8 protein-coding genes are annotated in these 12,317 nt (G+C 66.4%); 6 read left to right on the top strand and 2 right to left on the bottom strand.

What is annotated here, in order from left to right; translation table 11 throughout:
* The first annotated feature begins 35 nt into the window (after window positions 1-35).
* The 4 genes from clcA (at window position 36) to AC0WR5_RS12755 (ending at window position 6,057) form a co-directional block, all read left to right on the top strand.
* A complete protein-coding gene (clcA, locus tag AC0WR5_RS12770) occupies window positions 36-1,346 on the top strand; it encodes a H(+)/Cl(-) exchange transporter ClcA (RefSeq protein ID WP_475863641.1) in 1,311 nt (436 codons plus the stop codon).
* A gap of 45 nt (window positions 1,347-1,391) precedes the next feature.
* Window positions 1,392-2,282 carry an alpha/beta hydrolase fold domain-containing protein gene (locus AC0WR5_RS12765; RefSeq protein ID WP_475863639.1) on the top strand — a complete coding sequence of 297 codons (891 nt, stop codon included), beginning with the start codon at window positions 1,392-1,394 and terminating at the stop codon, window positions 2,280-2,282.
* 626 nt (window positions 2,283-2,908) lie between these two features.
* On the top strand, window positions 2,909-5,344 hold the full coding sequence (locus AC0WR5_RS12760; protein ID WP_475863638.1) for a cache domain-containing protein: 2,436 nt from the start codon (window positions 2,909-2,911) through the stop codon (window positions 5,342-5,344).
* On the top strand, window positions 5,341-6,057 hold the full coding sequence (locus tag AC0WR5_RS12755) for a response regulator transcription factor (RefSeq protein ID WP_475863636.1): 717 nt from the start codon (window positions 5,341-5,343) through the stop codon (window positions 6,055-6,057). Before AC0WR5_RS12760 ends, AC0WR5_RS12755 begins: the two co-directional genes overlap by 4 nt.
* Here AC0WR5_RS12755 and AC0WR5_RS12750 read toward each other — a convergent pair.
* Both AC0WR5_RS12750 and AC0WR5_RS12745 read right to left on the bottom strand, forming a co-directional pair.
* A complete protein-coding gene (locus AC0WR5_RS12750) occupies window positions 6,054-7,448 on the bottom strand; it encodes an endonuclease/exonuclease/phosphatase family protein (RefSeq protein ID WP_475863634.1) in 1,395 nt (464 codons plus the stop codon). The two genes, AC0WR5_RS12755 and AC0WR5_RS12750, sit on opposite strands and share 4 nt — an antisense overlap.
* A 245-nt stretch (window positions 7,449-7,693) precedes the next feature.
* The gene (locus AC0WR5_RS12745) at window positions 7,694-10,057 is read right to left on the bottom strand and encodes a methyl-accepting chemotaxis protein (RefSeq protein ID WP_475863631.1); all 2,364 of its coding nucleotides are present in this window, start codon (window positions 10,055-10,057) and stop codon (window positions 7,694-7,696) included.
* Between the two features lie 529 nt (window positions 10,058-10,586).
* Here AC0WR5_RS12745 and AC0WR5_RS12740 point away from each other — a divergent pair.
* Together AC0WR5_RS12740 and AC0WR5_RS12735 are read left to right on the top strand one after the other, a co-directional pair.
* Window positions 10,587-11,234 carry a Crp/Fnr family transcriptional regulator gene (locus AC0WR5_RS12740; protein WP_475863629.1) on the top strand — a complete coding sequence of 216 codons (648 nt, stop codon included), beginning with the start codon at window positions 10,587-10,589 and terminating at the stop codon, window positions 11,232-11,234.
* A gap of 60 nt (window positions 11,235-11,294) precedes the next feature.
* Window positions 11,295-12,197, top strand: coding sequence for a LysR family transcriptional regulator (locus AC0WR5_RS12735; protein ID WP_475863627.1), 903 nt, complete (start codon window positions 11,295-11,297; stop codon window positions 12,195-12,197).
* Window positions 12,198-12,317: the final 120 nt, after the last annotated feature.

The raw sequence follows: 12,317 nt of genomic DNA, 5'->3' as shown, positions 1-12,317 counted from the left end.
GTGGCCGACGGGGCGGGACAGAACGGACTCGAGACATGGACGACCCAGAGCACGCAGGCCACCGGCCGACCTTCCGAGAGGCTCGTGGCCTGGTGAGCCTGGGGCTTCTGGCACTTCTGACGGGATGTATCGCCGGGGCCATCGGCGCGGCCTTCCGCTATGCGCTGCGCGAGGCGGACACGGTACGGCTGAGCCTGCTGGATCATGCCCGGGGGCTGCCCTGGATGGGGCTGGCCGTGATACTGGGCACGGCGGCCTGTGCCGCGCTGGCGGCAGGGCTGGTGCGGCGGTTTGCGCCGGAGGCCTCCGGCAGCGGCATTCCGCACGTGGAGGCGGTGATGGCGCATGAGATGCCCCCCGGCCACACGGACCTGATCCCGGTAAAATTCCTCGGCGGGCTGCTGGCCATCGGCAGCGGTCTTGCGCTGGGGCGCGAAGGCCCCAGCGTGCAGATGGGCGCGAGTGCCGCGCATCTGGTCGGGCGGTTCTTCAAGCTGCGCTGGCAGGACATCCGGGCGCTGATGGCGGGCGGCGCGGGCGCGGGCCTGGCCACGGCCTTCAACGCGCCGGGCGCCGGCGCCGTCTTCGTGATGGAAGAGCTGACGGGGCGGTTCGAGGCGCGGGTGGCGGTGGTGGCCGTGGGCGCCTCGGCCGGGGCGATCAGCGTGTCGCGGGCGATGCTGGGCGATCACGTGGATTTCACCCTGCCGGACCTGTCGGCGGGCGGGCTTTGGGCGCAGGGGCTGTTCCTGCTGCTGGGCATGATGTGCGGGGCGCTGGGCGTGCTCTACAACCGCAGCCTGCTGGGCGCGCTGCGTCTGGTCGAGGGGGTGAGCCTGCCGGTGGAGGTCAAGGCAGGGCTGATCGGTGCGGCGGTGGGGCTGACCGGCTGGCTGGCCCCGGCGCTGACCGGGGGCGGCGACCGGCTGACCCAGATGGCGATCGACGGGCAGTTCCTGCTGATGGCGATCCCGGGGCTGTTCCTGTTGCGGCTGGCGCTGGGCGCGCTCTCCTATGCGGCGGCGACACCGGGGGGGCTCTTTGCGCCGATGCTGGTGCTGGGCGCACTGGCGGGGCTGTTCTTCGGCCAGGTGGCCGACATGGCGCTGCCGGGTCTGGGCCTGCATCCGCAGGCCTTTGCCGTCGTGGGCATGGGCGCGTTTTTCGCGGCGGTGGTGCGGGCACCGATGACGGGCATCATCCTGGTGACGGAGATGACCAATTCGACGGTGCTGCTGCTGCCGCTGCTGACGGGATGTTTCGGCGCCATGCTGATGTCGGAAATGATGAAGGAAGAACCGGTCTACGTGATCCTGCGCCGCCGCGCGGCGCGGGCCCTGCGCTAGGCCGGCGACAGGGAAACAAGAGACGCTACGGAACAGAGGTACGCAATGAGAGCAGATCATATCGCCGAGATCGACGATTGGGATACCGGCCTCGGGAACGTGGTGGAGGCCGCCGACGGCAGCCGCGCCTGGCCCGAGCTGTTCGTGGCGCAATTCATGGGGTGGCGCCCGCTGACGGCGAGCCTGCGGGTGCCGGCGGGCGCGGGGCCGCATCCGCTGGTGATCTATATCCACGGCGGGGGCTGGCTGAAGGGGCATCCGCACCTGGTCAGCCCGGTGAACCGCGGATTGCGGATCCCGGAGCGGCTGCTCGAGGCGGGCTATGCGGTGGCGTCGATCTCCTATCGGCTGGTGGGCGAGGGCGCCTTTCCGATGCAGATCCACGATTGTGCGGCCGGTGTGCGGTTCTTTCGGGCCCATGCGGAGCGACTGGGCCTCGATCCGGACCGCTTTGCCTCTTACGGTCAGAGCGCGGGCGGACACATGGCGCTGCTTCTCGGGGTGAACCTGCCGCCGGAATTGCAGGGCAGCGTGGGCGTGACCGGCCCGTCGTGCAAGGTGCAGGCGGTGATCGACTGGTACGGGGTGAGCGACATGAGCATTCCCTACCGCGGCTACAGCCTGGAGGAACGGCTGCACATGCCGGGTAACCCGATCGCGCGGCTGCTGGGCGGGCCGGAGACCGGTGCGGCCCAGGCCGAGGCGGCCTCTCCGGTGGTGCATGTCGACGAAACGGCCGCGCCGGTGCTGATCCAGCACGGCACGGCGGACACGGTGGTGACCTTCGATCATGCCGAGCACATGCGCGATGCCTTGCAGGCGGCGGGCGTGCCGGTGGTCTTTGAGCCGCTCGAAGGGGCGGAGCACGGTTTTCCGGGGGCGGACACCTCGCGGCTTCTGCCGCAGATGCTGGAATTCCTGGAGACCTATCTCTAGCGGTCGCAGCCGGGGCATCTGCAATTCAGGGCCGGAGAAGCCGGGCCGGCAAGGGAAAAAGGCCGGCCCCGAGGGGCCGGCAGGATCGGCCCTGGAACGGTGCCGATTCAACAGGAAATTCTGGAAAATGAATGCTGCCGATATCCAGAAAAGGGGCCCAGGTGGATATCGGCGCAATCAGTCAACCCATGCCCCCCGGTTGGGAGGGGACAGGATACTCTTTAATGAGCAGGCGCCTCATGTTGGGGACGAAGGGCACCTGCGGGGACTAAATTGTCGACGACGGCTGAACCCTATCGGAAACGTCGCGGGATCGAAATGCGCGGCATTGCCTAGGCAGTTCTGCCTAGGAAGGAACGGGGCAGGCGGCTCTGGCTGCAGCGCCCCTTCGCGGCAAGGGGCAGCGGGACCTCGCGCGAGGCAGGTGAGCATGTTTCGCGTCGAAGTAAACAAGTATACTGCCAGTGGGCGACGATTTCGTGACTATCCGGCCTCCCTTGCCCCAAAAACACCGAAAAGACGGCGTTTCCCGACGGTCCGAAGATTGCCCAACGCCCGGCACGGCCCTATGCAACGCCCAGAACGGGCGCCTTGCCGGCGCCTGACGGGTGAAAGACGGGCGAGCTGTGCAGAAATCTCTCGGCGCTCCATTGTTTCTCGGGCTTGCCGGCCTCCAGCTGGTGGCGGTGCTGGTCATCGTCTTCTCGTCCTACGTGACCTCTGAACGGGTCCTGATCTTTCATGCCAACAACCTGCTGCGCAACGTGGGCATCAACACGATGGAACACTCGCGCGGGTTCCTGAAGCCGGCTCATGATGCGGCCGAGCTTGCGGTGCGGCTGGCGCAGAACCGGATCGTGGCCAGCGACGACCCGATGCTGCTGGAGCGGCTGCTGTTCCAGCAGCTGCAGCTCGCCTCTCAGGTATCGGGAATGTATTATGGCGACGAGGACGGCGGCTTTGTCTTCGTCATGCGCGATGCCGACCCCAGCCTCTTCCGGTCGAAGATCATCACCATGGATCACGGGGTGCGGCGCACCTTCCTGATCTGGCGCGACAGCGATTTCAACGTGGTGCGCACCGAGGTCGATCCCGAGGACCGCTTCGATCCGCGGTCGCGCCCCTGGTACATCAGGGCCAGCCAGGAACGTGGCACGATCTGGGCCGATCCCTATATCTTCTTTTCCTCGCGGCAGCCGGGCATCACCCTGGCGGCACCGGTGTTCACCAACGACGACCAGATCAGCGGCGTGATCGGGGTGGACATCGAGATCAGCGAGATCTCGGATTTCCTGTCTCGGCTGCAGATCGGCGTGTCCGGCCGGGCGATGATCATCAACCGCAACGGCGACGTGATCGCGGACCAGAACAAGAACCAGCTGACGGTCCGCGATGATGACGGCTCGGTGCGCTTCATGAAGATCAGCGAATTCAGCGACCCGGTGGGGCGGGCGGCCTTTGGTGGCCTGTTCGACGCGGCCCGGCCCGAGGTCACCGAGGAGGTCTCGCGGCAGTTCACGCTGGGCGGTGAGCGTTATGTCTCGCTGGCGATGCCGATCCTGAGCGAGGCGCTGCCCTGGACGATCGGGGTCTATGCGCCCGAAGACGACTTCATTGCCGAGATCAAGGAGAACCGCACGGCGAACCTCTGGATCGCGGTGGCGGTGGCCGGGGTGACCGGGCTGATCGGGCTGGCACTGGCCAATTCGATCCACCGTCCGGTCAGGGCGCTGGCCGTGCGGTCGGCGCTGGTCTCGCAGGGGGAACTGGACCCCGACGACCCGATGCCGCGCACCTATCGCGAGCTGGAGGCGGTGAACACCGCGCTGACCCAGCAGATCGCGGCACGGCGCAACGCCGAGCGCGAATATGGCCTGACCTTCGAGCTGTCGACACGGGGCATGGCCCAGATCCGCCCCGGCGGAGGGCAGTTCATCCGGGTGAACCGGCAGGTCAGCGACATCACCGGTTTCAGCGATGCAGAGCTGCACGAGAAGACCTTCACGGAGCTTGTCTATCGCCCGGACCGGGCGATGCTGCCGCCCGAGGATGCCCCGGACGACGAGGATTTTTCGACCAACCGCGAATTGCGGATGGTGCGGGCCGACGGCAGCCTGATCTGGGTGCGGGTGAACGCGATCCTGATCCGTGACCACAAGGGGCGCGCGCTGCACGAGGTTCTGACGCTGGAGGACGTGACGCAGGAGCGCGAGCACGAAGGCAAGATCAGCGAGCTGAACCGCGAGCTGTCGCTGCTGGCGCGGGGCAATACCATGGGACAGCTGGCGGCGGGTCTGGCCCATGAGCTGAACCAGCCGCTGGGGGCCATTGCGCAGAACGCGGGCACGGCACTCTACCTGCTGGAAGAGGACGAGAAGAGCCCGAAGGGCCTGAAGGAGGCCCTCTTCGAGATCGAGGGGCAGTCGCTGCGGGCGGGCGAGATCATCCGCGCCCTGCGCGGCCTTGTCCGCAAGGACGAGACCAAGCCCGCCCCCTTCGAGCTGCGCGAGCTGGTGGCGCAGGTGCAGAGCCTGGTGCGGCACGAGGCCGAGGAGGCCGGTGTGGACCTGCGGGTGAACTGGGCGCTGGAGCCGCAGGAGGGCAGGGAGGTCGCCTGGGTCATGGGGCATCGGGTGCAGATCGCGCAGGTGCTGGTGAACCTGCTGCGAAATGCCATCGAGGCCTTTGACGATCAGAGGCGCAACGACCGCCACGTGACGGTGCGGGTGCGCGGCGAGGCCGGCTGCGAGCGGATGGAAGGGCACATGGGTGGCCAGCCCGGCCCGGCCCGGCATATCCTGGTGGCGGTCGAGGACAATGGCCCTGGCATCGACCCGGGCATCACCCTGTTCTCGCAGTTCGAGACCACGAAGGCGGAGGGGCTGGGGCTGGGGCTGTCGATCTGCCGTTCGATCATGCAGGCGAACGATGGCCGCCTGTGGCACGAAACCAACGACGAGGGCGGCGCGAGCTTCTTCATGGCGCTGGTCGCGGGGCAGGCCCCCGGAACAGGCGCGGCAGAGGGCGAGCCCCCGGACGCGAAGAGCGGAGAAGAGGCATGACCGGCCAGGTGAACAGCGATCCCGGGATCGGGGCAGGAGGCAAGATGTCGGAAGAACCCTTTGTCGTCTACGTGGTCGATGACGACCCGGACCTGCGCAGTGCCCTGTCGCGGGCGATCACCACGCGCGGCCTTGCGGTGGAGACATTCGAGACGGCAGAGGCCTTTCTGAGCGCCTGGAACCCGGAGCGGATGGCCTGCCTGATCCTCGACTACGGGTTGCCGGGCATGTCCGGAATTGACCTGCAGGCGCATGTGACGGCGCAGGGGCACACGCTGCCGATCATCTTTGTCACCGGCCATGGCGGGGTGACCGAGGCGGTGCGGGCGATCAAGGGCGGGGCGATCGATTTCCTGGAAAAGCCGTTCCGCCAGAGCACGCTGATGGAACGGATCCACGATGCCACCGAGGCGGCCTTTGCCCTGCGGGCCGAGCGGGACAAGCGCGCGCGGCTGGCCACGCGGTTCGACAGGCTGACGCGGCGCGAGAGCGAGATCGTGCAGCATATGATCGATAACCCGTCGGAGACTTCCTCGAAGGAGATCGGCCGAGCCATGGACATCAGCCCGCGCACCGTCGATCACCACAGGGCGCGGATCCTGGAGAAGCTGGAGGTCAGTTCGGTGGCAGAGATCTTCGGCATGGTATCCCAGTTGCCGGCCCAGGGCGCAGGCCTGCGCGGGGAGGAGACCGAGGGCGGGCCGGAAGTCTAGTCTCCTGCCGCACCGGCCTGGTCGCAGGCAGCCAGGTAGGCATCGGAGAAGTCGCTCTTCAGCTCGATCCACATGGGCAGGTGATCGCTCATCTTGTAGGTGCGCCAGGTCTCGTACTTCCAGTTGGGCTTGCGCATGAGCGGGCGGTAGGTGGCCTCCTCGTCGCTGCGGTAGACCTGCTGGAAGAAGTCGAAGATGCCGGCGCCGCGCACCTCGAAATGCACATAGCCCCGGTCGGCGGTGGGATCCCAGAAGGCAATCTGATCATAGGCCTTGTCGCGGCGGACGTTGCTGCCGGGGATGGACTGCAGCGCCGCGGGCACCTCGAAGCCGTTCGATTGCAACGCCTCCATGGTTTCGTGCTCGGCGCTCAGGATATTGAAATCGCCCAGCACAGCCGTCAGCACGGGGTTGCCCGGGTTGGCCTGCATGTCGGCCGCCGCGCGCCTGCCGAGCGCCTCGGTGAGCCGGGCGATCTCGGCCCGCCGCTGGGCGAGAAGACGCGGCTCGGAGGCATCACCGTACAGGATGTGGACGGTGGCCAGATCGATCTTGAGCCAGCCGGCCTGAAAGCTGACCACGAAGGGGGTGCGCGCGAACTGCCGCAGACTGGTGTCGAGGCTGCCGGGAGGCAGGCGCAGGCGAAGTTCTTCGCCGTCATGTTCCGTGCCGGGCAGATCGACGGTGACCTGGCCACGTGTGCCCGGAGGCCGTGTCACCTGCGTGCCGCGGGTGACAGAGAGCATGGCCCCGTCGGGTAGCCTCAGCCGGCTGCCGGGCGGCAGAGGGATGTCGAGATCCCATTTCAGCTCGATCGTGCCGTCATCCTGCCTTGCGGAATGCGCGCGGTAGGTCCCGGAGAGGTCGGTGCCCGGGGGGAGCTCGAGCGTCAGCCCGTTTTCCAGCCTCAGGCGCTCGCCGATATCGGCAAGGACCTTTTCTCCGTCCGGCAGAGTCAGCTCGCCGGCGATATTGCGAAAGCTGACCCGTCGGCTGTTGTAGGCAAAGACCATGCGCTCGCCGTTTCCGGCATCGCCGCCGGTGACATCAGTTGCGATGAAATCCCAGTCGGGGCCGAGGATCCTCAACAGCTGGTGAAACTCGTCGAGATCTCCGCGGACCTCCTGCAGGGCCGCAATGTCGAAATTCGAGAGGATCTCGGCCATGTAGTAGAGCGGTTCGTAACTGTCGCGCCCGCCATAGGAGGTGCCGCCGAATTCGCGCAGGTTCCAGGTGCCGATCCGCAGGCTGTGAAGGCGATCAGTGTCATCGGGGAAATGCGCGCGCAGGGCCGAGCGCCGTCGCCGGAGCCCCGCTATGGTACGCTTGCGCAGGGTCTCTTCCGGTGTGCCATCGGGCTGAGGCCGCCCAAGCTGGGTGTAATAGGGCATCCGTCTCTCTCCCGTCCGGTCGCCTGGAGCGCGAGCCGGGTCTTCTGGCTGCACGCGGGCTCAGGGTATCCGGAGATGGCGAAATGACGAAGTGCGGATATGCGGAAAAGCCAGGTCGGCGCGGCCTGAGATATGTCCTGCCCGAGGAAGGGGCCGGGTCGCGGCATCGGGCCGGGGCTCAGGGCAGTGGTGCCCGAGTTCGGCAGAGGGGAATTGGCGTGGTGCAGTGGTTGGCGTCGGCGGGCCTAGGCGCGCAGTCTTGAGGGGCCCTTCCGTGCAGGCGCCGGGCTCATGTTGAAGAAGCTCACGAGATCGCGCAGATCGGCGGCGCGTTCGGCGAGCTGGGCCGCGGCATCGGCGCTTTCCACGGCCAGGGACGCGGTGACCTGCGTGGTCGTGTCGATCGAGCCGACGGCAGCGGAAACTTCGGAGACGCCGGTGGCAAGATCGCGGCTGGCCAGGGAGATCTCTGCGACCCGGGAGGAGATATTGGTGACGCTGGAGACGATCTGGCTGAGGGCCTCACCGCTGTCGTTGACCAGGCGAGACCCTTCGGCAACTTCCTTGTTGCTGGTCTCGATCAAGTCGTTGATGTCCTTCGCCGCCTCCGTGGCGCTGCGTGCGAGGCCGCGGACCTCCGTGGCGACGACCGCAAACCCCTTGCCGGCTTCGCCCGCGCGAGCGGCCTCGACCCCGGCATTCAGGGCCAGGAGGTTTGTCTGGAAGGCAATGGAATCGATCACCTCGACGATCTTTCGGATATCGCCGGAACGGGCCTCGATCCGGTCCATGGCTTCGATGGCCTTGTTCACCACGGCGCCGCCGCGTTCGGCGCTCTCGGTGGCGGTGCGCGCGATCGTGCCGGCGCTCTCTGCGTTGCCGGCGTTGCTCTTCACGTTATCGGACATCTGCTCCATCGCGGCAGAGGTCTGCTCGACGGTTGCGGCCTGATGTTCGGCACGGGCAGAGAGATCGCGGGCATTCGTGGCAATGGCGCCGGTTTCCTGGGCGATGGTGTCGGCGGTCGTCAGGATCTGCGAGACGAGGCTGTCGAGCCGCTCCATCGTGGCATTCACGTCATTCTGCAGGCGGGCGAATTCGCCGCTGTAGCGGCCCTTCATGCGCTGGGAGAGATCGCCCTGCACGATTCCATGCAATACACGGCCGGTATCCGCGAGGCCGGCTTCGACCGTGGCGAGAATGGCATTCATCCCGGCGGCCAGGGCCCGGAAGTGATCATCGGCCAGCTCTTCGGACATGCGCACGTCGAAGAAACCTTCTCGGGCGCGGGCGGCGATACGGCTGAAATCGCCGGCAAAGGCCTCGGCGGCGGCGGCCCGTTCGGCGGTGGCTTCGCGTTCCCTTTCGGCGGCCTTGCGGGCCTCTTCGGCCAGGTCGCTCTGCCGTGCAGCCGCTCGGGCATGCTCCTCCGTGCGGGCCTTGGCGCGACTTGCCTCCTCTTCAAGTTCGCGCTGACGCAGGAGCGCGGCCCGAAGCTCGTCGACGCTGTCACGCAGGACGCCAACCTCGTCCTCGGTACGCCAATGCGGCGCCTCGGCGTCGAGATTGCCCTGCAGCAGCTCTCGCATGACGCGCGCCAGGACCGTCAGGCGCTGGCTGATCTGCTGATCGAGCATGCGATAGGCAAGGGCAAAGGTCGCCAGCAGCAGCAGGCCGGCCACGCAGCCGGTGATCAGGGCTATGTTGCGCATGTCCCGGACGGCCTGGGTGCCGGCCTCGATCTCGGCCCGGATCAACTCGCGGGCCCGGTCGGTGGTTTCGACGAAATGCGTAAAGGCGGCATCGAAGACGACATCGGCCGAGAGTAGCGTCCTTTGCCGCGCCAGAGTGCTGTCGTGGCGGCTCTCGGCAAGGCTTGAAAGGGTTTCTATCCCGTCGATCACCTGTGCGGTCTGGCTCGTGGCGAAGGGCAGGTCGCTGATCGCCTGTCGAGCGGCGTCAAAGGAGGCCGTCACCTCGTCAAAGGATTCACCCGCATCGCCGCCCAGGATCTCGGCCAGGAGGAGGTGCCCATGCGCCAGCCGATACCGGGCCTCGCCGATCAGTTGCTGGGTGCGGGCATCGCCGGCCAGGGAGACGGCCAGGCCGGCGAGATCCGCGGCAAGGGTTTCGTACAGCGTGTCGAAAGCCTCGTCGGCGTCGCTGCCCACCCCCTGGTCATCGGAGAGGAGTTCGTAGCGGTTGGCGACGGCATCGTGAAACGTGGCGAGTTCGGTCAGGACGCGCTGCATCTGTTGCTGCACGGCCTCCGAAGTGCTGCCGACCACGGTCAGCCCCTGCACCGTGCCGCCCGCGAGGATGGCATTCGCATAGGCCCGCGCTTCGTCAAGATAGGCATAGACCTCGTCGACGGATTCCGCCGAATCCCCGCCCATGACTTCTTCCATGATGAGGTGGGCATCGGTTGCGGCGATCACGATCCGCTGGGCGGCCGTCCCGAGCGGATGCAGACGCTCGCCAATGGTGATGCCGCGCTCGCTGAGAGACAGGAGGGACCAGAGGGTGATCGCCGTGCCGGTCAGCACGATGAGAAGGATGCCGGCAAGCGCGACGATGAGTTTCCGTCCAACGGCGAGACGCTCCAGCATTGCAACCCTTTCCAAGAATCCCGGGACTCGCCGGTCATATTTCCTGTCACCGCTTGAGAACTGGTAAATTCCTTCGGCCTCCGAAGCGTTGGCTGCTCAGCAAAGGGGTATTTAATATGTAAGATTTTCAGCGGCGGTGCCTATCAGGCCGGGCTTCCGTCGCGTCGGCGGCGTTTTCTCGAGAATGTTAACCTAATGTTAACCATCATGAGACTGGATCGACGAAGATTAACTATGTGCGCGTATTTTTGAGGCCGGGGCCATTGTGCATCGGCCATTTTCGCAAGTGATTGATTTTTCTGAAAGCTCATATGAGCGCGCGCCTGGAATTGCGGACATGTTCCGACCGGGGGATTGCATGGGCAAGTTTTCGTTGCTCGATTTGATGAAGGACGCCCCATCTGCAGAGGTGGGTGGCCAAAACACAGCGACGGCGCAGCCTCCCTCGGACCTGACCTCGTCGCGGGAGCCCTGCGCGCAATGCCCGGTGCGGAGGCGGGCGTTCTGCGGTGGCTGTTCGGACGCGGAAATGGTGGGCCTGCAGCGGACAAAACGGTATCGCAGGTTTGCCGCCGGCGACACGGTCGCCATGGAGGGCCACGCCGCCGAGTTCGTCGCGACGGTCGTGGGCGGTACGGCCAGCCTCTCGCGGTCGCTGAACGACGGACGGTTGCAGGTGGTGGGCCTGCTGTTTCCGGGGGATCTGATGGACAGCCACGCGCGGGCGACGGCTTCCTTTACGGTGACGGCGGCCAGCGATCTGACGCTTTGCACCTTCGACCGGGGGCGGTTCCGGTCGCTGGTCAGGGACCGACCGGAGATTGCACAGCGGGTCCTGCAGATGAAGCTGACAGAGCTGGACGAGGCGCGCGACTGGATGCTGCTGCTAGGCCGCAAGACGGCGCAGGAGAAGGTCTCGAGCCTGTTGTGCCATACCCTGCGCAAGCATGCCCGGGCCCTGCCGGTGGGCGATGTGCCTGAGATGGAGCTGCCGTTGACGCGCACCGCAATGGCGGACCTGCTCGGGCTGACCACCGAGACGGTCAGCCGGCAGATGTCGCAGTTGCGCCGGGACGGCGTGATCGAATACGGCACGTCGCGACGGATCCGCGTGCGCGATGTCCAGGCGCTTCTGTCGCGGACCGGAGATGATGCCGACGGAGGCATCGTGGCCTGACGTCGCGGCGCGGCGGCGCATGGCGATGGACAGGCCCCGCAGGCCGCTCATAGTGGAAGCATGGCCTTCACACTCAGACAGCTTCGCTATTTCGTGGCCGTTGCCGAGAACGGAACGGTATCCGGCGCCGCGCAGGCGCTGGCGATTTCGCAGTCTGCCGTGACCGAGGCGATCCGCGACCTCGAGGGCGACCTCGGGGTGCCGCTCTTCGTGCGCCACCCGCGGGGCCTGGACATCACCCAGAAGGGGCACCAGTTCCTGCGTCACGCCACCGGGATCCTGGCCAGCGTGTCGGACGCCCGCACGGCGCTGCACCAGGAGAGTGATACGCTGACCGGCACGTTGCACGTGGGGGTCACGTCGCTGGTGGCGGGCTATGTGCTGTCGGATATCCTGGCACGGTTTCGCCGTGCCAATCCGCGGATCGAGGTGACGGCGCTGGAGGACAGCGGTGACTATATCGAGCATCTGCTGGTGAGCGGTGAGCTGGACGTGGCGGTGATGGTAACCACCAACATGCGTGACCGTATGGCGCTGCATACGGAGATCATCGACACCTCGCCCTATCAGCTCTGGCTGCCGAACGGGCACGAGCTGGCCACGCGGCCCTCGGTCTCGATCGAGGACCTGGCCGACGAGCCGATCATCATGCTGCGGCTGGACGAGATCGAAGAGCCGACACGCAAGCTTCTCTCGGCCTTCGGTGCACGGCCGCGTGTGGCCTTCCGCACCCGCTCGGTCGAGGCGGTCCGCTCGCTGGTGGCGACGGGGGCGGGGGTGGCGCTGCTTCCGGAGCTGGTCTATCGGCGCTGGTCGCTGGAAGGCGATCGGATCGTGTCACGGGACGTGTCGGGAAGTCTTCCGGTTGTGCAGGTGGGAACGGTCTGGCGCCGCGGGGCGCCACTTGCCCGGGGCACGCGTGAATTTATTGCAGCGGCCCAAGCTCATAAGAACATGAAGTAAATTTCGGTTTCGGAATTTCCGATACCCAAAACATGTTAATTGAATTTGTGAAAGCTTGGTTAATTGCTCAGGCTTCCTGGCAAGGGAGTTCAATCTCCCGTTGCAACAGGGAAAGCCATT

The organism is Pseudooceanicola sp. DL12 (assembly GCF_056270665.1).
Note: the sequence above shows the minus strand (reverse complement) of the source record. Positions and strands in the feature narration are given on the sequence as shown.

Bases quoted from the DNA above. Each gene is read 5' to 3' on its own strand.
- clcA (WP_475863641.1), top strand. From the start codon at position 36: ATGGACGACCCAGAGCACGCAGGCCACCGGCCGACCTTCCGAGAGGCT.
- AC0WR5_RS12765 (WP_475863639.1), top strand. From the start codon at position 1,392: ATGAGAGCAGATCATATCGCCGAGATCGACGATTGGGATACCGGCCTC.
- AC0WR5_RS12755 (WP_475863636.1), top strand. From the start codon at position 5,341: ATGACCGGCCAGGTGAACAGCGATCCCGGGATCGGGGCAGGAGGCAAG.
- AC0WR5_RS12750 (WP_475863634.1), bottom strand. From the start codon at position 7,448: ATGCCCTATTACACCCAGCTTGGGCGGCCTCAGCCCGATGGCACACCG.
- AC0WR5_RS12745 (WP_475863631.1), bottom strand. From the start codon at position 10,057: ATGCTGGAGCGTCTCGCCGTTGGACGGAAACTCATCGTCGCGCTTGCC.
- AC0WR5_RS12740 (WP_475863629.1), top strand. From the start codon at position 10,587: ATGGTGGGCCTGCAGCGGACAAAACGGTATCGCAGGTTTGCCGCCGGC.
- AC0WR5_RS12735 (WP_475863627.1), top strand. From the start codon at position 11,295: ATGGCCTTCACACTCAGACAGCTTCGCTATTTCGTGGCCGTTGCCGAG.